We start from the raw sequence: 20,451 nt of genomic DNA, 5'->3' as shown, positions 1-20,451 counted from the left end.
TTATGGCTCTAGAAATGAAAGTGCCTTCCCCAGGCGAGTCGATTACAGAAGTAGAAATTGCAGAATGGCTGGTTGCCGATGGTGACTGGGTGGAAAAAGATCAAGCAATTGCCGAGGTGGACAGCGACAAAGCCACGTTGGAACTCCCTGCAGAAGCCAGCGGTATCATCACCCTCAAAGCAGAGGAAGGCGATGCAGTTGCCGTAGGTGAAGTAGTTTGTCTGATCGACACTGAAGCTGAAAATCCTAACGCCGGTGGTGGCGACAAGGATAACGAAGAGGATGCCAAAAAAGCCCCATCAAGCATGGGTAAAGGCGATGAAGGTGGCGGTGGTGCACCAGAAGAAGACTTAAAGGAAAAGAACGAAAAAACCAAGGATAGCAAAAACGCAGAAAAAGCACCGCAGCCTGAGCAGGCCAAGGAAACTTATGCCAGCGGAACAGCTAGCCCAGCAGCCAAAAAGATTTTGGATGAAAAGGGAATGAATGAAAAATCTGTTCAAGGTACCGGTCGTGATGGACGTATCACTAAGGAAGATGCAGTTAACGCCAAACCTTCCATGGGTACTCCGGGAACTGGTTCCAGAGGTGAAAGCCGAAGCAAACTTTCTATGTTGCGTAGAAAGGTGGCTGAACGTTTGGTAAGTGCCAAGAACGAAACCGCCATGTTGACCACTTTTAATGAGGCCGACATGAATGCTATTTTTGCCATAAGAACTGAATATAAAGAACAATTTAAGGCCAAGCACGGTGTGTCTTTAGGTTTTATGTCCTTCTTTACCAAGGCAGTCACCAGAGCATTGGACCTTTATCCTGCGGTTAATTCCATGATCGACGGAAAGGAAATGATCACTTATGATTATAAGGACATATCCATTGCCGTTTCTGGACCCAAAGGTTTGATGGTTCCTGTGATACGAAATGCAGAAAACCTGTCCTTCAGAGGAGTGGAGCAAGAAGTTAAACGATTGGCCCTAAGAGCACGTGATGGTAAGATTACCGTAGACGAGATGACTGGCGGTACCTTTACCATTTCCAATGGAGGAGTGTTCGGTAGCATGCTGAGTACCCCTATTATCAATCCGCCGCAAAGTGGTATCCTGGGAATGCACAATATCATAGAGCGACCAGTGGCCATCGACGGTCAGGTGGTGATCCGTCCGATGATGTACTTGGCTTTGTCTTATGACCATAGAATTATTGATGGTAAGGAATCTGTTGGATTCTTGGTTGCGATCAAGGAAGCGCTTGAAAATCCGATCGAATTATTGATGGATAATGATATTAAAAAAGCGCTCGAGTTGTAAAAGTATAGATTGACCTATTTAAAAAGCCCCCACGCCATATGTGATGGGGGCTTTTTTATTTAATCTAAGTAAAGTTGTGCCACGATCAAATGATTTCAATATCTAATTTGAATTCATCAAACCTTGAAGTGCATAATGGAAAGCAAGCGAATGAGCTATTATTAAATTTTTACTTTCAACATTATTTGATCTTTAGTCTTGTTTCCATTGATCAAAATCGAATTATCATTAAGTCTGAGAGCATTTCTTACACTCATGGCTGGCTCGCCAGAAAAAACTTCTTGCTGACCCGAAGAGAGATCTTTCACACTAACCTAATCATGTGTCAAAGACACATTTACAGTAAAACTGAATTTTTCCTGACCTTTTTGAAACTAGGTATTGAAAAATTTGCGCTATCGAAACCATCAGTTCAATTTTTTGGAAAGGTGTTTTTTATGGCGATCCCAGGCGCTCAGGCACCAGGACCGGGCTATACGCTATATTCCCGATAGCTATCGGGAGATGCCGCTGCTATCCCTATCGCATTGTTGGACTTTTGTTTTGGCTATGAGCTGGAACAAAGATTTGACCTTAATGTTGATCTATTTTAGGATATGGGCCTTCTAATTATTTCATCTGCCATTCATTGGTGCCTAGAAATATCTCAATCGATTGGAGCGAGTTGACGAATTACTCCTGACCTTTCCTAGCGCTGTATTCTTCACCATCAGCCAGACAAAAAGAAGAGGAGTAGTTCTACCGGTATCAAAGGTTTTTGCGCTAAAAACTGAAGTTACGTATCTGTATTTGTATAAATAACAGCTATTTAGGTTAAGCCTTTGAAAATATTGGTTGCTGAATTGATAAAATCATACCATCTAACTACAAGGTTTTCGGATAACTTTATGACATCAATAATTTTAACCCTTTAACTATGAGAACTCCAAAAATTCTACCCGCTAAAATTGTGAGATTCACAATTGCCACATTGATCGGTATAGGTTTTATCGTTTCATGTGAAACTGACGAAATATCAGAATCACACATCGATGACGATTCCATTGCCTCAGCGCCCTATTATTTAGAAGTCTTTACTGATGATTCTGAGGAAGATCTACGGGAAGCCTTTGCCGATGACATCATTGATCCAGATAGTGAAGTCGCAGCCAAGGCAGGATCATGGCAAGGACGCCTCTGGGACCCTTTTAATAACTTTAATAGCAATAGATGGGAAAAAACTTCTAGACCAGATTACAATTCAAGTAAATGTATATACCAACCTGGACAGGTATTCACGGCTTCTTATAACAACGAAAACTTTTTGGTATTAAAGGCAGAAAGGAACAATAATGGAACCTGGCGTTCTGGTCACATCAAATCGAGAAATAATTTTGATCCAGCCAACGGCCGAGAATTCCGTTTTAGAGCAAAGATCAAATTCAATAGTTTCCGGTCCAACGGCAGCTGGCGCCCATTTTATGATAGTTATGGCGCATGGCCTGCCTTCTGGACAGTCAATGAAGATGGGTGGCCTACCAAAGGAGAGATCGATATTATGGAAGGCTATACCTTTGGCAATTCAGGTAACGACAGATACGCCTCTAACTTATTTTACGGTAGAAATGTTGATTTCAACGAATTAGATGGGCGTCAGACGACCAAATATTATTCTGGCTTGGTCAATCCTTCTAACTGGATCATTTATGAAATGCGCTGGAGACAAAATAGTAACGGTGTTAACGAAGTACGCATCTATGTCAATGGTTCACTACAACGCACCTATACCAACGCCAATACTTCCAACTTGAACTTGCGCAATTTTAGAGATCACAATGTGATACTTAATCTTAATGTAGGATCAGATGGTGGTATTTTCGGCAGCACCACACCTAATATATTTCGGAATACAGACATGCTCGTTGATTGGGTAAGTGTGCAAGAACGTACTTTATAGTCCACAACTCTACTCTATATACCAAAAGTAAAGTTTTACTTATCGTATGATATAAAAAGACAATGCCCGTAATTTACGGGCATTGTTCATTTCATATTTTCAATTTTTAAGCCAGGCTGCCTTGGCTTACCTCTGCCTCGCGGTCAATTTTCTTAATCATTCCTTGAAGAGCTCGCCCAGGACCTACCTCGATGAATTCAGTAGCTCCATCTTTGATCATCTGTTGGATAGATTGTGTCCATTTAACAGGAGCAGTTAATTGATAGATCAGGTTTGTCTTGATATCATCTGAATTTTCAATACCAAAGGTAGATACGTTTTGATAGACAGGACAGATGGGTTTATTGAATTCGGTAGCTTCAATGGCCGCGGCCAATTCCTCTCTGGCAGGTTCCATAAGCGGTGAGTGGAAGGCACCACCTACGGGAAGGACTAATGCGCGTTTTGCACCCAAATCCTTTAATTCCTCACAGGCTTTCTCTACTCCTTTAATACTTCCTGAAATAACGAGTTGACCCGGGCAATTATAATTAGCCGCCACTACCACTTCTTCAATCTCTTTACACACCTTTTCAACCGTATCGTCTGCTAGTCCCAAAATCGCTGCCATTGTACTGGGTTGCAGTTCGCAAGCCGCTTGCATTGCTTGAGCGCGACGCGATACAATTTTTAATCCATCTTCAAAGTTCAAGCTCTTGACCGCTGTTAATGCACTCAACTCTCCCAGGGAATGTCCAGCGACCATCGCAGGAGTAAATTTTTCTCCCATCATTTTAGCAAGTACTACAGAGTGAATAAAAATCGCAGGCTGTGTCACCTTGGTTTCTTTCAGCTCGTCAGCAGAACCTTCAAACATGATGTTAGCTATGTCAAAACCTAATATATCATTAGCTTGATGAAACAGTTCCCGAGCTTCGGGATATTGCTCATAAAGATCTTTACCCATTCCGGTAAATTGGGCGCCTTGACCCGGAAATACATATGCTTTCATAAAGGTTGTTTCTTCAACAAAAATAATACAATTAGGAGATACATGTTCTAATGCTCAACCCAAAGCTACCGATCTTCCATTGCTCCTTTGAAGTGGTCAAGGCTTTGCATAAAATTGAAACACATCATTTAATGATCACAAATGTTATAGCTATAAACAAAGGCAAATCGTATCAACGAATATTTCTGACAATCAGCTTTTTGTGTTCGTTCAGTTCTCGTGCTTTCTCTAAAAAGGACTACTTTTTAACTCCAAAAACAACCTTCATGAAACAATATTTACTCTTAAGTTTATTGCTGCTTAGTCTTCCTTTCGCTATGGCACAGGTAGGTGTCGGTACGGATGATCCAACAGCAACCCTGGATATCAGAGCAACCAATACCACCACTCCGGCTAATGATGAGGGAATTCTAATTCCGCGTATAGATGAATTTCCCGCAGTTAATCCTACACTCGACCAGGATGCCATGATGGTTTTTGTAACGGGAGCAGGCTCACCGGCCAGAGGTTTCTATTATTGGGATAACACGAATACCAGCTGGGTAGCTATTGGTGGCGCTGGCAGTACTGACGATCAAAACCTAGAAACTGCTACGCTAACAGGAAACAACTTGACTCTGGCAATTGAAAATGGAAATCCTACCTCTGTGGATTTGTCTGCTTTGGTCAATGATGCAGATGCGGTGATTGGTAATGAATACAATACAGACTTTAGTCTGTTGAGCAATAACCTTTCTCTTACTGATGGAGGTGGTACCCGGACGGTTAACTTGGCTCCATTTCAAGAATCAGCCCAAAATGGTCTGTCCATGAATGGAAATTTTGTTGAATTGGGAGGGACTTTATTGAGAAATACACTGATTGAACAAGGGGATTTTACGACCGTATTTAACCTAGATGCAACAGGGGATTTTCACATTCAAGACGCTGGTGTCAATCAATTCTCAGTCTTGGATAACGGTGATGTGAATGCAAATAATGCTACCTTATTCGTAGATGCCAATACCAACCAGGTTGGAATAGGCACAGCAGCCCCTGGATCAAAGTTACATGTGGTGGGAGACATTCTTTTGACTGGCGGAGTGCGTAACATTGAAGGTCAGCTAGGTGATCGAAATATTCAGTTGGATGATGCCAACCCCAACTGGAATGGAGATGTTTATGGCGGAGTTACCCGGTTTTTTGGAGATGGAAATCTAGCCGGTTCCAAATTGGAAGCTGGAGGACTCCAGTTAGAGCGTAGGATACAAATCATGGGTGGGAATCCAGCCGTAGGACGGGTGTTGACCTCGGACGCCTTGGGAAATGCCTCTTGGCAGGATATGAATTTTACAGCTAGTAATGGGCTAAACATGAACGCAGGTGAAGTTCGCCTGGGTGGAGGCTTGATCCAAGAAACAACCATTACCAATAATACTTTTGGATTGAATATCAATTTAAATAGTACTGGTGATTTTAATGTACAAGACAACGGAATAGATCATTTCACCATATTAGATGTTGGAACCACACGATTTGGCGGTGATGTAGAATGGAGGGATGAAAGTACTGTAGGAACTCTTTTGGCCCAGCTTTTTGACGATGGAAATGATGGAAGGTTTGCTCTTCTTGAAAATGGAGTGATAAGTGTAGATCTAGATGCCAATACCCAGTTTATATTCAATGAGCAAGGCCTGGATAGAAACTTTAGAATTGAATCGGTGGCCAATCCAAATTTGTTTGTTACCGATGCGGGTCTCAATAGGGTTTCTATAGGTACCAACACATCAGCAGGTGAATTTAATGTACTTGGAACAAGTTATCATTCTGATGATATCTTTCTTAGAGACGGTGCTATCAATGGCGGAGATATCTTAGTACGGATTTACGATTCTGATGACGATGGTCTCATTAGTGTCTATACAGATAATCTAGTAAACCATACCATCAATGGAAACGGCCCCACGGTTTTTAATGATCAGGGAATTGCCAATGGGGATGTACGCATGGAGTCAGATACCCGAACCCATATGTTTTGGTTAGACCCAGATGAAAATCTTGTAAGATTTGGTACTGCCAATGTTGGTTCAGATAATGCAAATGGATCATTAATCGATGGGGTTTTGGTAGATTATGTGGTTGATTTTGACAGAGGGATTGGAGCCGATGGTACGGCTATCGGAATAGGTTCTATAGAATTTATTTTAGATGGAAACGGTGAGACCCTAATAAATAGCCCTATTTCACCTACAACTCATTTAAATAGAGACCTCGGGTTTTCTACCACCCAGAGAGCATGGGATGATGTTTTTGCAGATAACTTTGTCAATGTATCCGACTTGCGTGAAAAAAGTAATGTTCAGAACCTCAATTATGGCCTGGAAGAAGTGCTAGCATTAAGACCTGTGTCTTACACCTTGCAACGTGATCCTTTCAAAGAAACCAAATTGGGCTTAATTGCTCAAGAAGCGCTGGCCTTAATTCCAGAATCAGTAAAAACACATGATCACAAGGTGTTGGATGAATCAAATCCTGAGACCTATACTAAAGTCAAGATGGATCGTATGGGGATGAAGTATAATTATTTGATTCCTGTCTTGATCAAGGCCACTCAGGAGCAACAAGAAATTATCAATACCCAGCAAGAACAAATCGATCGTTTGACCCAATTGGTAGAAGACTTGATTCAGGCAAAAGATTGAGCCATTGGATCTAACGCACTGTGATTTTTGAATCCTTTGGCAGATAGATAATTGACATAATCATGCGTATTGACCGTCGCTTTTAAATCGTGCAACAAATTGTACAAACCAAAAAACGTACGATTGATATAAAGGAAATGTTTACTACCTCTATTCCCATTCATTTTGCGCAATTCCTTGTCATTGCTGTATTTTTCACTCAGCGAACTAATTTCTTCCCAGAAGCTTTCGTCAGAAAAATCAAAAGTTCTTTGTTGAAAAGGCCGGGTAAATAAACTCAGCATTTCGTGAAATAAAGCAGAAAAGTAATCGATCTCCTGTGCTGTATCATCCTGGCGCAGTATTTCCAAAGCAAATAGTTTTTCCCTTAAAATCTCATCGTTGTTGATCTGTTCAGGGACGGCCAATTCAAAGTAGGGTTGATAGAATTCATCTGGAATTTGTTTGATGCAACCAAAATCTATGGCGATAAGCTCTTTGTCTTTAGATACCAAAAAATTTCCAGGATGCGGATCGGCATGAACCGCCTTTAATCCATGCATCTGGAACATATAAAAATCCCATAGCGTTTGTCCCAACTGATGACCCACTTCAGGTTTGAAATCTGTTTGGGCAAATTCACTCAAATGCTGTCCATTCATCCAGTCCATGGTGATGATACGCTTACTTGAAAGCTCTGGATAATAGGTAGGGAAGTGCAAGTTGGGAATATGACTACAGGCAGTTGTGATTTCCATGCTTTGTTGAACTTCCAATTCGTAATCGGTTTCCTCCAGCAATTTATCTTCTACTTCGGCAAAGTAGCGTTTAGAGTCCTCTCCCTTCAGGTTGAACATCTTGATAGCGATAGGTTTGACCATGGCCAGATCACTGGAAATCGAATCCGCCACCCCTGGATATTGAATTTTTACTGCTAGCTCTTGCCCATCCTTACTTGCTTTATGAACTTGACCTATACTGGCAGCGTTGACTGAGTCCTTGGAAAAACGATCATAAATCTCTTCAGGAAAGGCCCCTTGGTATTTTTTAAAGGTCTTTCTTACCAACGGAGCTGATAAGGGAGGAACACTGAATTGGGCTAAGCTAAATTTTTCTACATAAGCTCCGGGTAGCAAACTCTTATCCATTGACAGCATTTGAGCCACCTTTAAGGCACTACCTTTGAGACTTTTCAGTCCGTCGTAAATATCACTGGCATTGTCCTCGTCCAGACTTGAACGGTCCAGATTGGGGTTGACGGCTTTTTTAGAATAATACTTCAGGTAATTGGCCCCAATTTTTGCCCCAGTCTTGACCAGTTCGGTGGTCCGGCCAATTTTACTCGTGGGAATTTTGTCAAGTGTTTTCATAATGGTGAGGTAGGTGGAATCAAAAAGTATTCGCTTTCGCGAAAGCGTATTTATCTGGATTATAATAAAAAGACTGATGAGCCACTTTATCTAGGGTACTCAACAGCCATTTGTTGTAGGAATGAAGCGAGTATCAATCAGCTCATGCGTTCTTTCCATAAGAACTTACCGAAATCCAAAACGGCATCCAGCGGCGTGTTGTCAAATACATCGAAAATAGTATTGACCGACTTCTCGATGGCCATATCTGTTTTTTCAAAGTCTGGACTGTCGTCCTCCATCCAGAATTTGAGCAAAAACAGCATTTGCACCCAGGCGCCTTCACTATAGACGCTTTCTGAGCGCTCCAGTAGAATAGTGGTCTTATTTTCGTTGCGGTCCATGATCAATTCCTTGGCAAAATCCTTCACATGACGACGCAAGCCTTTGAGCTGTTCCATCTTACTCATCATGTGCTGATTTTCTTTTAAGGCAAAAAGCACATAGCTGCGATTGAGGGTGAGCAATTCGAAAAAGGTATAGAAGAAAGTAAGCATCTTTTCTCTATTGGAAAAGTGTACATAATCTTCATTTTTATGGGCGACATCCATTGTCATCGTAAAGAATGTGTTCCAAATTTCTTTGCGCAATCCATCAAAGCTTCCAAAATGAGCATAAAATTCTGCTTCAGTCATTTTATTCTCCTTGGCAAACTTATAGACGGATCGTGGTGTTTTTTCGTGCTCAAGTACATACTCCATGTAGGCGGTAATCACATCCTGACGGCTCAGTTCTTTCTTTTTGCTGGTAAGCTTTTTGGTGGTTTTCTTTGCGGTTGCCATGCTCTTTTAATTTTAACTATAAATATAAGTCATGACGCCTGGTCATTCTGCCAATATTGCATCAAAACTCTGTTAAGCTTTGGTCGTGCGCTTTAGACTAAACTTAAAATGTATGGCGTAAAAAAAATTTCGAGATTGAGGGAATTTACACAATAACTGATGGAGAAGCTGCATCTGGTAAAGTCCTAATGTACTATGCCATTAATTATGATATTCAAAACGATACACTGGATTCAGAAGAAGACATAGAATCTGGAACTCTTACAATTGTCAAAAATGACGATAATACCTACGTTTTTACTATAAATAATGGTGTTGTCGATATTACAAACCAAAGTTTTGAATTGTTGTTCGACGGTTGAATAACTAGAATTAACTAAAAAATTCCCTTTTCGTTAATTACGAAAAGGGAATTTCATAGATTACAATGACTCGTGAACTACGGTTTGTTGGTAGCCACCGGATCTTTATTAACCCAGGTGGTGACGGATACAATAGCATTTCCACTGTAATCTACCTCAGTGAGTTGGTCGTCATTCCAGAAAAACCATTTACCAGTTTTTCTATCGTGAGAATACGCTGCTTGCGCAGTTTTTTGACCGTCGGTATCGTAACTGATCCACTCACCGTGTCTTTTGTTATTGAGGAAGGTTCCGGTTTGAGACACTTTTCCATTCTCATGGAAATAGGTTGCCTTTACCAGACCATCATCTGTTTTTTCAAATTGTGGTTTTACCTCTTGGGCAGTGGCGATCATTCCGATCATCATGGCTGCCATCACTAATACTTTCATCATCTGCCGATTTTATATAATCAAAGTTAACAATAAAATTACATTTACACAACATTCAGGTAACGTTAAATTAACATTGAGACAATAAGAAGCACATAAACAGGTGGTTACGAACTTTAATTTTTGTCGCTAAAGGGTAACATTGTTTTTTTTTTCGATTAAATCTTATGCTGATCAATAACTTTTTTGAGCGAATTCGGCTTATTTTTGCAGGCTCAAAATCAACTCGTTATTATGTACAGATCTCACGATTGTGGTAGCCTGCGCTCCAGCGATATCAATAAAGAAGTTAGCCTGGCCGGATGGGTCCAAAAAAGCCGGGATAAAGGTTTTATGGTTTGGGTAGACCTCAGAGATCGTTACGGGATTACACAATTGATCTTTGATGAAGAACGCACCGATACCGGTATAATGAAACAAGCCCAAGAACTGGGAAGAGAATACGTGATTCAGGTAAAGGGAACTGTGATTGAGAGAGAATCCAAAAATCCCAATATGCCCACCGGTGACATTGAGATTTTGGTGAGCGAACTCAAGGTATTGAGTGCTTCCCTCACACCACCTTTTACGATAGAAGATCACACAGATGGCGGTGAAGAATTACGTATGAAATACAGATACCTGGACATCAGGAGAAAACCAGTAAGGGATAACTTGATCTTTAGATCACAGGTTGCGATGGAAGTACGTAACTTTTTAGCTGGTCGTGATTTCGTAGAAGTTGAAACTCCCGTACTGATTAAATCGACTCCAGAAGGTGCACGAGACTTTGTGGTACCATCCAGAATGAATGAAGGTCAATTTTATGCCTTGCCCCAGTCCCCACAGACTTTCAAACAATTATTAATGGTGGGTGGCCTCGATAAATATTTTCAGATCGTCAAGTGTTTTAGGGATGAGGACCTGCGGGCCGATAGACAACCAGAGTTTACGCAAATTGACTGCGAAATGTCGTTTGTAGAACAAGAAGATGTACTCAACATCTTTGAAGATATGACCCGGCATCTGCTAGATAAAATTAAAAATGTTCAAGTAGATGCGTTTCCGAGAATGACCTATCAGGAAGCTATGGAAAAATATGGTAACGATAAACCAGACATTCGATTTGGGATGGAGTTTGGAGATTTGTCCGCTTTCGCGAAAGCGAGAGATTTCAAAATCTTTAATGAAGCTGAATTGGTAGTAGGAATTGCGGTTCCTGGAGCCGCCAGCATGACTAGAAAGGAAATCGATAAATTGATCGATTGGGTCAAGCGACCACAAGTAGGTGCCAAGGGAATGGTTTACGTGAAGTGCAACGAGGATGGAAGTTATAAATCCAGTGTGGACAAATTCTACAATCAGGAAGACCTGGCCCAATGGGCAGAAGCTACCGGTGCAAAAGCTGGAGATCTGATTTGTGTATTGTCAGGTCCTGCGCAAACCACCAGAACTCAACTTAGCGCTCTAAGGATGGAAATGGCCGAACGACTAGGGTTGAGAAATCCCGACGAATTTGCTCCTTTATGGGTAGTGGATTTTCCATTGCTAGAATGGGATGAAGAGACGCAACGTTACCACGCTATGCACCATCCTTTTACCTCACCTAAACCTGAAGATGTAGAAAAGCTATCTACAGACCCAGGAGCTGTGCGTGCCAATGCTTATGACTTGGTCATGAATGGTAATGAAATAGGAGGAGGGTCTGTTCGAATTTTTGATAAAAAATTACAGGCGTTGATGTTTGACCATTTAGGCTTCACTGAAGAAGAGGCCAGGGCTCAATTCGGATTCCTGATGGATGCTTTTGAATACGGTGCGCCACCACACGCCGGATTGGCTTTTGGATTTGACCGATTGGTTGCCATTCTGGGTGGACAGGAAACGATTAGAGACTTTATCGCATTCCCGAAGAACAATAGCGGTCGTGATGTCATGATTGACGCTCCTGCGCCTATTGATCAGGAACAGTTGAAAGAATTAAATCTTAAATTAACAGTCTAAACCAAGACTGATACTAGTCCTGGTTATTAAGATAAATGCTTAACAAAGAGTTCTATGAATTTTTTGAAGTTACTTGCTGTATTGTTAATACTTGCTTTGATCGCCATTGGCAGCGGATTTTATTTGGTAGCGCATCAACAGGTGGCTTTGGGGCATAAGGTGATCGGGTTGTCTACCTTGTTCATATTTTTGGTATTGATGCCAGTCTTTATTTGGTACAGGTACAAAGACAAAGATTTGAGTAAATTCAACCTGCAACAGGATAAGAAGGATGATGACCAGGACGAAGATTGGGATATCGAAGACAAAAGTCGGTGGAATTGAGCAGGTGTCGTAATCAAAACGATCATACGCCGACAACAGTAAGGGAATACGGTAATTTTAAGGTGCTGTTTTCCTGTAATTTTGAATCAAATTTAGCATGAAGAAAGGTGTATTGATGGTAAATCTGGGATCCCCAGATAGCCCGACCCCAAAAGATGTCAAAAAATATTTGGACGAATTCCTGATGGATGGTAGGGTCATAGATCTGCCTTATATTTTAAGGGCTATTTTGGTCAAAGGAATTATTTTAAATACCCGTCCCAAAAAAAGCGCAGAAGCCTATTCCAAAATCTGGTGGGAAGAAGGGAGTCCGCTGATTGTACTTTCAGAGCGATTACAGGAAAAAATTGATGCTTATACCAGCGTACCCATTGCGTTAGGTATGCGATATGGTGCTCTTTCCATTGAAAAAGGCTTGCAGGAGTTGGATGACAAAGGCGTAGATGAGGTGTTGTTGATCCCGCTTTATCCGCAATATGCCATGGCTACGACAGAGACGATTCAGGTACTGGCAGAAGCTTTGCGCAAGGAAAAATACCCTCATATGCAATTCACGCATATGCCGCCATTTTATAATCATCCGGACTATATACGTGTGCTTTCCAATTCTATCAAGGAATCGCTGGAAGGAAAGGAATATGAGCATTTGTTGTTTTCTTACCACGGCGTGCCCAAAAGACATATTAGAAAAAGTGATATCACTAACGGTCATTGCAAGATGGACGGCAAGTGTTGCTCGACGCCTTCTCCGGCACATCAGTTTTGCTACAGTCACCAATGTAAGGAAGTCACTCGATTGGTAGGTGAGTATTTAGAACTGGAAGAAGGTACGTTCTCTACTAGTTTTCAATCCAGATTAGGTTTTGACCCCTGGCTCACACCTTATACCGATCGCACCATTGAAAAAATGGGCTTAGGAGGTATCAAAAAAATGGCTATCGCTACACCCGCATTTGTAAGTGATTGTCTGGAGACGCTGGAAGAAATTGCCATGGAAGGAAAAGAAATATTCCATGAGGTCGGTGGAGAAGAGTTCCATGTTATTCCTTGCTTGAACGACAGGAGCGACTGGGTAAAAGTGTTGTCACGCTGGATTGATGAATGGGCCCATTCTCCTATAGAAGCTGCCGCATCAGAGGTAGTTTAAGCGGTATTTTTTTTAAAATACGCGCAGCCATCGGCTCAAAAAACTTCCTTGAGCAAATCCTGTACCCGTTGCCAGGAATGTGCATCAGCCTGAGCGTCGTAATCCAGGGGTAGGTCAAACTTTTTCCCTTTTTCATTGGCGCCTTTGTTGGTATATGCGTGTTTGACGCCCTCATAGGATATGTATTCATAACTGGCATCGATTGCATTCATTTGTTCTTTCCAGGTACTAATTGTTTCAGGCTTTACAAATGGATCATCTGCTCCATTGGCTACTACTACGTTGGCAGTGAGCTTTTCTGAAGGCATGATAGGAAGTTCGACTTGAGAATGAAATGCCATAACAGCGCGTAAAGGAAATCCAGCATTGGCCATACTTAGGGCCATCGCACCGCCAAAGCAATAGCCTACCGCAGCTACACGATTCTGGTCTACTGTGCTTTCACGATTAAAGATGTCCATTGCCGATTTGAATATGCCGATGGCCTGATCCAAGTTTTCTTTGATCATATTGGATTTTTCCGTGGCATCCTCTGCAGTTGTCGCCAAATATCCGTCCCCATAAAAATCAACTACCAATGCTGCATAGCCTAAGTCAGCATATCGATCTGCCCGCCACTTGATATAGTTCGTTATGCCCCAAAATTCTGGACAGATCAAGACACCTGGTCTGGGAGAAGCCGCATCATTGGGTAGACTCAAGTAGCCCACATAGGATTTATCCTGGTGTTGGTAAGTGACTGATATGCCGTGATGTTGTTGTGTGTACATGCTCATTATATTTTTCGTATCTCATAAAACTAGTGACTTTGAAAAAATATCTCTAATAATATATTGTTAATCTGAAGTACCCTCAAACCTTACCTTTGCAATGCAATGAAGTCTAAATCCGTAATTGTTCCCAAATCTGAATTATTGGGCATTGAATCCATACCCAAGCTATTGGTGAAGCAGGCTGTCCCGGCCTCCATTGGAATTCTGGTAATGTCACTCAACATATTGGTAGATACGATGTTTGTGGGTAATTGGATAGGTTCCAATGCGATCGCCGCCATTAATGTGGTATTACCTGTCTCTTTTTTTATAGCAGCTTTAGGAATGGCGATCGGTATCGGGGGGTCCAGTATTATCTCCAGGGCCCTGGGAAAAGGACATTCGGATAAAGCCAAAACTACTTTTGGTAACATGTTGGGGCTTACACTTTCGATCAGCGGTATCATGGTGATATTGGGGTTGATCTTTATTACAGACCTTGTACCGGCTTTTGGAGGAAAAGGAAACATTCTAGAGCCCGCTAGCATTTACTACCGTATTGTACTCTATGGTATCCCGATTCTTGCCCTGTGTATGATGGGGAATTCCGTCATCAGAGCAGAAGGAGCAGCTACCCATGCGATGATCGCCATGCTTATTCCCTCTGTGGGAAATTTATTGCTAGACGTCTTGCTGATTTATGTGTTGGATTGGGGAATGGAAGGGGCTGCCTGGGCGACCACTTCCAGTTATGTATTTTGTTTTCTCTACATCGGTTGGTTTTTTCTTTCAGGACGTAGCGAACTCCTATGTGGGTGGCGACATTTTGTGCCTGACCTTGGGATTATCAAGGAAATTGGGGGTTTGGGTTTTGTTACACTCTCTAGACAAGCTACCTCAAGTTTGCTGTATTTTATTCTCAACAACACACTTTATGAGTTGGATGGGGATACGGGTGTGGCAGTTTTTGGAATAATCGGCAGACTCATGATGTTTGCCCTTTTTCCGGTTCTAGGGATTACACAGGGTTTTCTCCCTATTGCTGGCTATAATTATGGCGCTTGTCATTGGGAAAGGTTGCGAGAAACTGTATGGACTTCCATCAAATTCGCCTGTGGCCTGGGTGTTCTGATTTTTCTAGCACTATACTTTTTTTCTTCTGAAATTTCCAGTGCATTTACCAGCGACCAAGAAGTGGTTCAAAAAACTTCTGACGCCATTCAATGGGTCTTTTTGGCCGTTCCCATTATCGCTATTCAACTGATAGGTGCGGCTTATTATCAAGCCATTGGAAAAGCAATTCCTGCGCTGTTACTCACGCTTTCGCGAATGGGGTTTATCTTGATACCCCTGATACTAATATTACCAAATTATTTGGGGACTTTCGGTGTCTGGATCAGCTTCTCCATGGCTGATGCGCTTTCCACCCTAATAACTGCCATTTTTCTCTGGCGGGCGATGCGACAATTGAATGAAAGGAAAAGGCTGGTGGGTAGTCAAGCATGACTAGTACGCAAACTTTCGCGACCGAAGGGAAGCAAAATCAATGGTACAACAACCCGCATCCTTGTAGCTACAATACTTATTTTTACAAAAAAAAACGATAAGATGTATAAGAAGACTTTTGATGTGCGGTGGAGTGATTTAGATGCTAACAGGCACATGGCCAATAGCGCCTATCAGAATTTTATGAGTCATACCCGGATGGCTTTTTTGATGGAAAATGACTTTGGACATCGTGAAATGTCTCAATTTGAAATGGGTCCAGTCATTTTTAACGAGCAGGTCTTCTATTTCAAAGAGATAATGCAGGGAAGCCCGATTACAGTTACCTGTGAGGTGAGCGGTATGAGTGAGGACGGTAGTCTTTTTGCTTTTAGACACAATTTTTATGACATCAAGGGTAAAAATCTTGCCAGGGGATTGATGACAGGAGCATGGATGAACCTGAAGGAACGTCGTATTACTGCTTTACACCCTGAACTGTTTGAAAAAATCAAAAATTTCCCTAAGGCTACAGATTTTGTGGTGCTTACCAAAGCAGATACCAGATCCCACGGTGAGTTTCCAGTAGATTTAGAATGACGAAAATGGAGGTTTCAGCTGCTTAATGTATTCTTGTTTAAATGTAGAAGTTAAATTTCAGATGAAAAACCAACAAATTAAGTAGATTTTATTTTTAATCGAATTTTTTTTGCACTTATCGAAAGATTTCCTTGAGGTAATGTTTTTTTTCTTTAACTTAAAGCTCATTTACATCTGTTTACCCAAATGCAGGCGATCAAGGATACCGTTTTTTACTCTGAGGTAATCAAAGAATTTAATTTCCATTTTGGGAATTTCTATTTCTTTGACGGCTTTATCGTGTCAGAAATTAAAACGGGAGTTGATTTCAGCTGGGAGCACGCCCGACAGGTCATTCATAAGGTAACCGAATTTTACAAAACGTCAGGTAGCGATATTATCTATATTTCTAACAGAATCAATGAGTACAATGTCAAACCAGCCGATTGGCTTAAGTTCACCATGTATACCTTTAAGCTTAAGGCTTACGGCATAGTGGCCAATACCACCATTAAGCGTCGAAATGCTAAACTCGAATCACTGTTCATTCCTACCAAATTCAGAACTTTTAACGATGTATTTGAGGCTATTCAATGGGCTGCGCAGCTTAATGATGCGCGCAAACAGCCAGCTGATAAAGAAGATGCTTCTTAATCGTTCACCGACTTTTCCTTTTTCTTTAAACCCGTTAAAAATACCCCTGCAAATATCAACAGGCCGGCCACCGCTTTTTGCCAGGTCAATAGGTCTTTGCCCAAGCCCACTGCGATCAATGTGGCCAGCAAGGGTTGTAGGTATACAAAAACGGCGACCACGCTAGGTTTCAATGTACGTATGGCAATAATGTTGAGCATGTAGGTTCCAAACGTGGCAAATATTACCACATACCCGATATTCAATAGGACATGTGGTGTAGCTGCGGCTATGTTAAATTCAAGACCTTGTTGTATCCCAAATGGAGTAATGAATAACAGGCCAAAGAGATACAACCATTTCATCAGGGTAAACACATGGTATTTGGCCGTCAATCGTTTAGCAAGCAGAATGTAAAAGGCGTAGGAAGTCGCATTGACAAAAATCAAGAGGTTGCCCAATAGCGGGTTCGGTGCTTCAGCGCCCTTGCCTGTAGATAGAAAGATCAGAAGAGCCGCGCCTGAAAATCCGATCAAAATACCGATCAATCGGGTCGCAAATAATCTTTCTTTGAGAAAAATAGCGCTCAACACCAGAACAATAATCGGTGTACTCACCATCAATACAGAGGCACTAATAGGGGAGGTAAGTGACAATCCCCACATAAAAGTAACCATGTTGAACCCCACTCCGCAAAAGGCCGCGAGCGCGATAGGTGGTAACTCCTTCCAGGACATTTTTTCCTTAGGTCCCGCAAAAAGAGATATGATCCAAAAGATGGCACAAGTGACTAGAACCCGATACCAGGTCAATCCAAATGGACCAATATGTTCAGGAGTGGCTTCTTTGGCCGCTGTAAAATTGTAAGCATAAAACAGCGCTACAAAAAAGCCGCATAGGATGGCAACACTGCGTTTGCTAATCAAGACAAGGCCTCTTTGGCAGCGGCTACCGTTTTCTTGGAATTGCCGATATAAGCTTGGCCTTTGTAGATCAAGATCGGACGTTTGAGAAAACTATAGTGGTCCAGCAACAATGCTTTGTAATCCTGCTCGCTCAAGTCTTTTTCGTGAAGTCCCCTACCTCTATATTGTTGAGATCGCCGATTAAAAAGGGCTTCATAACTACCAGCTTGTTCTTTTAAAAATTCAAGTTGAGCCTCGGTAATCGGAGTTTCCTTAGTATTCTGGTCGTTGATTTGAGCAGGAAGCTCCAACTCCTTTTTAATGCGTTGGCAGGTATTACAAGTTGCGAGATGGATAAATTGATCTTTCATGTGGCAAAACTACAACAGCTTTTTGAATCGGCAGGATCTGGCAAATAGAATCCTATTTAAAAGTTTTACAGCTGGTTCAATCAGAGTTGGAGATTTTTAATCATGCTACTATACAGCTCAACTACACTGAATAAGCTTGCTGAGATTTGGCGCAAAGCCCCATTGGTTCATACCTTACACCTATCTAAGCTGTTGCTATGAAATTCAATACCAAAACCATTCATGGAGGCCAGAAAGAGGTCGATCCAGCCTATAATTCGGTGATGCCGCCCATTTACCAAACCACCACTTATAAACAGGTCAGTCCGGGAGAGCACAAAGGATTTGCCTATTCACGTAGTGGAAATCCCACCCGTGCAGTATTGGAACAATCCATGGCTAGTCTGGAAAACGGCACCCACGCCATGGCTTTTGGTTCTGGATTGGCAGCTATAGATGCTGTTCTTAAACTCCTAATACCCGGCGATGAGGTCATTACCACCAGTGATCTGTATGGAGGTACTTACCGGTTGTTTACACGGATTTATGCACATTTTGGAATAAAATTTCATTTTATAGACTTAGATCAGCTAGCCGAGTTGAACCAGTTCATTAACCCGAACACAAAATTGGTTTGGATTGAAACGCCAACCAATCCGATGATGAACATTATCGATATCGAGGCGGTAAGTAAGATTTCTAAAAAACACCAATTGCTATTGGCTGTGGACAATACGTTTGCGACACCTTACCTTCAACAGCCATTGGATTTGGGTGCTGATATTGTAATGCATAGCGCAACCAAATACCTGGGAGGGCACAGCGATGTGGTGATGGGAACGCTAGTGGTCAAGGATCAAGAGCTGGCCCGGCGTCTTTACTTTATACAAAATGCAAGTGGAGCTATACCTGGGCCACAGGATTGCTTTCTGGTGTTGAGGGGGATCAAGACCCTGCACGTTCGGATGCAGCGTCATTGTGAAAATGGAAGGGCCGTGGCGATGGCGCTGCGCAATCATCCCCAAGTGGATAAAGTGTATTGGCCTGGATTTTCTGATCATCCGCATCACGAAGTTGCGAAAAAACAAATGAAAGATTTTGGAGGTATGGTTTCATTTACCACGGTAGAGGGGACCCAGGAGAGTGCCTTAAAAATGCTAAAAAGCCTGAAAATATTCAGTCTGGCAGAATCCCTGGGTGGGATTGAATCCCTTGCCGGTCACCCTGCTACCATGACCCACGCCAGTATTCCCAAAGAAGAAAGAGAAAGAACTGGTGTCGTGGATGCATTGATACGTTTAAGCGTAGGTATAGAAGACGATCAGGACTTAGTAAATGATCTGCATCAGGCGTTAGGAGATTAAAATTGGAGAATTTTGTCTATGGATAGATAAAACGCAGCCAAATCTTTGGGATGATTACAATGTAAGCATAGCCAATCTATAATGATGCTGTCAGTCTGAACATGTTTGCGGAAATTTTAAAAATTGTCAATTGAAATTTCGACTGCTCAATTTGACAAACTCAGTTTCACGTTACATAGTTGATTTTTTAGACAACTTTCTTGTTTTTCAGAACAGCTATCTAATCATGTGAACATTGTTCTCGCTTTTCGCGAAAGCGTATCCATCAGCACCAAACGGCCCGATCTGAATCTACTGGTTTAATAATCCGCTGAGGTGTTCTCTGGTGGCTTTGTCAAATATTCCATTGATGGACATAGAAGGATGAGTGCTTTGGAATTGCTTAAGTGCAGCTTCAGTTTTTGGACCAAATATCCCGTCACTTGTCCCGCAATCATGGCCGAGTTGTTTTAATGCGTCCTGAAGTTTGACGACCTCTAGACCGGTATGACCCCTTCTTAAATTTTTTCGAGAAAAATCAACATCACCCTTGACCCGAAGCCTTCTGAAGCCCAACACCTTGCTGGCTTCGTAAGCCGTGATGGAAACTTGGTTGCCTTGATTACCGCCAAGCACATAAATACGGCTACCACTTTTTGAATAACCCATATAAATTCCGACATGACCTTCCCAGGAAGTAGGTGAATTACGCCAAAAAACTACCACATCTCCAGGTTCTGGATCCGTGTTAGGTATTCCTACATTTAGCCAGGATCTGGCTGTTAAACTTTGTGTGGTTTCCAGTCCCGCCTTGAGAGCCGCCCAATTCATAAATAAGCTACACCAGGCTACATCGTCTTCATTGTAGTCTTTGAAGCCTGCCTCTTGGGCATATTTAAGAATCTGCGGATTGGAACCTGGTCCTGCCTTTTCTTTAACGCCTATTTCGGCAGTAGCGATGTGAAGTAAATTTGCCATGGCTTTGGTATTTTGAAGAGATATAAAGATAATGTGATTGATTTGTAGGCCAAATTGTCAAAGTAGGATAGGCTGATTTCGTTCCAGGAATAGT

General features: G+C 41.9%; 19 protein-coding genes. 11 read left to right on the top strand and 8 right to left on the bottom strand.

Translation table 11 applies throughout. The features are described 5' to 3' along the window. Window positions 1-2 precede the first annotated feature (2 nt). On the top strand, window positions 3-1,307 hold the full coding sequence (gene odhB, locus EGM47_RS00895; RefSeq protein WP_124978885.1) for a 2-oxoglutarate dehydrogenase complex dihydrolipoyllysine-residue succinyltransferase: 1,305 nt from the start codon (window positions 3-5) through the stop codon (window positions 1,305-1,307). A 916-nt stretch (window positions 1,308-2,223) separates the two neighbouring features. Then, window positions 2,224-3,243 carry a glycoside hydrolase family 16 protein gene (locus EGM47_RS00890; RefSeq protein ID WP_124978884.1) on the top strand — a complete coding sequence of 340 codons (1,020 nt, stop codon included), beginning with the start codon at window positions 2,224-2,226 and terminating at the stop codon, window positions 3,241-3,243. Window positions 3,244-3,349: 106 nt separating this feature from the next. On the opposite strand, the gene fabD is transcribed toward EGM47_RS00890, so the two are convergent. Then, a complete protein-coding gene (fabD, locus tag EGM47_RS00885) occupies window positions 3,350-4,234 on the bottom strand; it encodes an ACP S-malonyltransferase (RefSeq protein ID WP_124978883.1) in 885 nt (294 codons plus the stop codon). A gap of 266 nt (window positions 4,235-4,500) precedes the next feature. On the opposite strand from fabD, the gene EGM47_RS00880 reads away from it, so the two are divergent. Continuing rightward, entirely contained in the window at window positions 4,501-6,915 is a 2,415-nt protein-coding gene (locus tag EGM47_RS00880) for a tail fiber domain-containing protein (protein WP_124978882.1), read from the top strand. On the opposite strand, the gene EGM47_RS00875 is transcribed toward EGM47_RS00880, so the two are convergent. Together EGM47_RS00875 and EGM47_RS00870 are read right to left on the bottom strand one after the other, a co-directional pair. Further along, on the bottom strand, window positions 6,900-8,264 hold the full coding sequence (locus EGM47_RS00875; RefSeq protein ID WP_124978881.1) for an ABC1 kinase family protein: 1,365 nt from the start codon (window positions 8,262-8,264) through the stop codon (window positions 6,900-6,902). The genes EGM47_RS00880 and EGM47_RS00875 overlap by 16 nt on opposite strands. A gap of 137 nt (window positions 8,265-8,401) precedes the next feature. Then, complete coding sequence (locus EGM47_RS00870) at window positions 8,402-9,085, bottom strand: TetR family transcriptional regulator C-terminal domain-containing protein (protein ID WP_124978880.1); 684 nt, start codon at window positions 9,083-9,085, stop codon at window positions 8,402-8,404. A 188-nt stretch (window positions 9,086-9,273) separates the two neighbouring features. On the opposite strand from EGM47_RS00870, the gene EGM47_RS16250 reads away from it, so the two are divergent. Continuing rightward, window positions 9,274-9,447, top strand: a complete 174-nt coding sequence (locus tag EGM47_RS16250; protein WP_164510798.1) for a hypothetical protein — start codon at window positions 9,274-9,276, stop codon at window positions 9,445-9,447. A gap of 77 nt (window positions 9,448-9,524) precedes the next feature. Here EGM47_RS16250 and EGM47_RS00865 read toward each other — a convergent pair whose 3' ends face one another. Beyond that, on the bottom strand, window positions 9,525-9,881 hold the full coding sequence (locus EGM47_RS00865; RefSeq protein ID WP_124978879.1) for a toxin-antitoxin system YwqK family antitoxin: 357 nt from the start codon (window positions 9,879-9,881) through the stop codon (window positions 9,525-9,527). 231 nt (window positions 9,882-10,112) lie between these two features. Here EGM47_RS00865 and aspS point away from each other — a divergent pair, with 231 nt between their 5' ends. The 3 genes from aspS to hemH all read left to right on the top strand — a co-directional run bounded on the left by aspS (window position 10,113) and on the right by hemH (window position 13,332). After that, the gene (gene aspS / locus EGM47_RS00860) at window positions 10,113-11,861 is read left to right on the top strand and encodes an aspartate--tRNA ligase (RefSeq protein ID WP_124978878.1); all 1,749 of its coding nucleotides are present in this window, start codon (window positions 10,113-10,115) and stop codon (window positions 11,859-11,861) included. A gap of 54 nt (window positions 11,862-11,915) precedes the next feature. Beyond that, window positions 11,916-12,185: a hypothetical protein gene (locus tag EGM47_RS00855; RefSeq protein ID WP_124978877.1), complete on the top strand. Its 270-nt coding sequence runs from the start codon at window positions 11,916-11,918 to the stop codon at window positions 12,183-12,185. Between the two features lie 97 nt (window positions 12,186-12,282). Beyond that, window positions 12,283-13,332, top strand: coding sequence for a ferrochelatase (gene hemH / locus EGM47_RS00850; protein ID WP_124978876.1), 1,050 nt, complete (start codon window positions 12,283-12,285; stop codon window positions 13,330-13,332). Window positions 13,333-13,367: 35 nt separating this feature from the next. On the opposite strand, the gene EGM47_RS00845 is transcribed toward hemH, so the two are convergent. After that, a complete protein-coding gene (locus EGM47_RS00845; RefSeq protein ID WP_164510797.1) occupies window positions 13,368-14,102 on the bottom strand; it encodes a dienelactone hydrolase family protein in 735 nt (244 codons plus the stop codon). Between the two features lie 105 nt (window positions 14,103-14,207). Here EGM47_RS00845 and EGM47_RS00840 point away from each other — a divergent pair, with 105 nt between their 5' ends. The 3 genes from EGM47_RS00840 to EGM47_RS00830 all read left to right on the top strand — a co-directional run bounded on the left by EGM47_RS00840 (window position 14,208) and on the right by EGM47_RS00830 (window position 16,802). Beyond that, entirely contained in the window at window positions 14,208-15,590 is a 1,383-nt protein-coding gene (locus EGM47_RS00840; RefSeq protein WP_124978874.1) for an MATE family efflux transporter, read from the top strand. Window positions 15,591-15,626: 36 nt separating this feature from the next. Then, on the top strand, window positions 15,627-16,169 hold the full coding sequence (locus EGM47_RS00835; protein ID WP_317126862.1) for an acyl-CoA thioesterase: 543 nt from the start codon (window positions 15,627-15,629) through the stop codon (window positions 16,167-16,169). Between the two features lie 186 nt (window positions 16,170-16,355). Further along, complete coding sequence (locus EGM47_RS00830; RefSeq protein WP_124978872.1) at window positions 16,356-16,802, top strand: hypothetical protein; 447 nt, start codon at window positions 16,356-16,358, stop codon at window positions 16,800-16,802. On the opposite strand, the gene EGM47_RS00825 is transcribed toward EGM47_RS00830, so the two are convergent. Next, complete coding sequence (locus tag EGM47_RS00825) at window positions 16,799-17,707, bottom strand: DMT family transporter (RefSeq protein WP_240642044.1); 909 nt, start codon at window positions 17,705-17,707, stop codon at window positions 16,799-16,801. The genes EGM47_RS00830 and EGM47_RS00825 overlap by 4 nt on opposite strands. Then, window positions 17,704-18,057 (bottom strand): arsenate reductase family protein, encoded by a 354-nt coding sequence (locus tag EGM47_RS00820; protein ID WP_124978871.1) that lies wholly within the window; start codon window positions 18,055-18,057, stop codon window positions 17,704-17,706. Before EGM47_RS00820 ends, EGM47_RS00825 begins: the two co-directional genes overlap by 4 nt. A gap of 197 nt (window positions 18,058-18,254) precedes the next feature. Between EGM47_RS00820 and EGM47_RS00815 the strand changes: the two genes are divergently transcribed. After that, entirely contained in the window at window positions 18,255-19,400 is a 1,146-nt protein-coding gene (locus EGM47_RS00815; protein ID WP_124978870.1) for a trans-sulfuration enzyme family protein, read from the top strand. Window positions 19,401-19,691: 291 nt separating this feature from the next. Here EGM47_RS00815 and EGM47_RS00810 read toward each other — a convergent pair whose 3' ends face one another. After that, window positions 19,692-20,357 (bottom strand): C40 family peptidase, encoded by a 666-nt coding sequence (locus EGM47_RS00810; RefSeq protein ID WP_124978869.1) that lies wholly within the window; start codon window positions 20,355-20,357, stop codon window positions 19,692-19,694. Window positions 20,358-20,451: the final 94 nt, after the last annotated feature.

It is taken from the genome of Nonlabens xiamenensis (assembly GCF_003865345.1).
Taxonomy (GTDB): Bacteria; Bacteroidota; Bacteroidia; order Flavobacteriales; family Flavobacteriaceae; genus Nonlabens; species Nonlabens xiamenensis.
This window is presented reverse-complemented; position numbering and strand designations above follow the sequence as displayed.

Coding starts and splice junctions, on each gene's coding strand:
- EGM47_RS00815 (WP_124978870.1), top strand. CDS start 18,255: ATGAAATTCAATACCAAAACCATTCATGGAGGCCAGAAAGAGGTCGAT.
- fabD (WP_124978883.1), bottom strand. CDS start 4,234: ATGAAAGCATATGTATTTCCGGGTCAAGGCGCCCAATTTACCGGAATG.
- EGM47_RS16250 (WP_164510798.1), top strand. CDS start 9,274: ATGTACTATGCCATTAATTATGATATTCAAAACGATACACTGGATTCA.
- EGM47_RS00890 (WP_124978884.1), top strand. CDS start 2,224: ATGAGAACTCCAAAAATTCTACCCGCTAAAATTGTGAGATTCACAATT.
- hemH (WP_124978876.1), top strand. CDS start 12,283: ATGAAGAAAGGTGTATTGATGGTAAATCTGGGATCCCCAGATAGCCCG.
- EGM47_RS00875 (WP_124978881.1), bottom strand. CDS start 8,264: ATGAAAACACTTGACAAAATTCCCACGAGTAAAATTGGCCGGACCACC.
- EGM47_RS00880 (WP_124978882.1), top strand. CDS start 4,501: ATGAAACAATATTTACTCTTAAGTTTATTGCTGCTTAGTCTTCCTTTC.
- EGM47_RS00845 (WP_164510797.1), bottom strand. CDS start 14,102: ATGTACACACAACAACATCACGGCATATCAGTCACTTACCAACACCAG.
- EGM47_RS00855 (WP_124978877.1), top strand. CDS start 11,916: ATGAATTTTTTGAAGTTACTTGCTGTATTGTTAATACTTGCTTTGATC.
- aspS (WP_124978878.1), top strand. CDS start 10,113: ATGTACAGATCTCACGATTGTGGTAGCCTGCGCTCCAGCGATATCAAT.
- EGM47_RS00865 (WP_124978879.1), bottom strand. CDS start 9,881: ATGATGAAAGTATTAGTGATGGCAGCCATGATGATCGGAATGATCGCC.
- EGM47_RS00830 (WP_124978872.1), top strand. CDS start 16,356: ATGCAGGCGATCAAGGATACCGTTTTTTACTCTGAGGTAATCAAAGAA.
- odhB (WP_124978885.1), top strand. CDS start 3: ATGGCTCTAGAAATGAAAGTGCCTTCCCCAGGCGAGTCGATTACAGAA.
- EGM47_RS00840 (WP_124978874.1), top strand. CDS start 14,208: ATGAAGTCTAAATCCGTAATTGTTCCCAAATCTGAATTATTGGGCATT.
- EGM47_RS00870 (WP_124978880.1), bottom strand. CDS start 9,085: ATGGCAACCGCAAAGAAAACCACCAAAAAGCTTACCAGCAAAAAGAAA.
- EGM47_RS00820 (WP_124978871.1), bottom strand. CDS start 18,057: ATGAAAGATCAATTTATCCATCTCGCAACTTGTAATACCTGCCAACGC.
- EGM47_RS00810 (WP_124978869.1), bottom strand. CDS start 20,357: ATGGCAAATTTACTTCACATCGCTACTGCCGAAATAGGCGTTAAAGAA.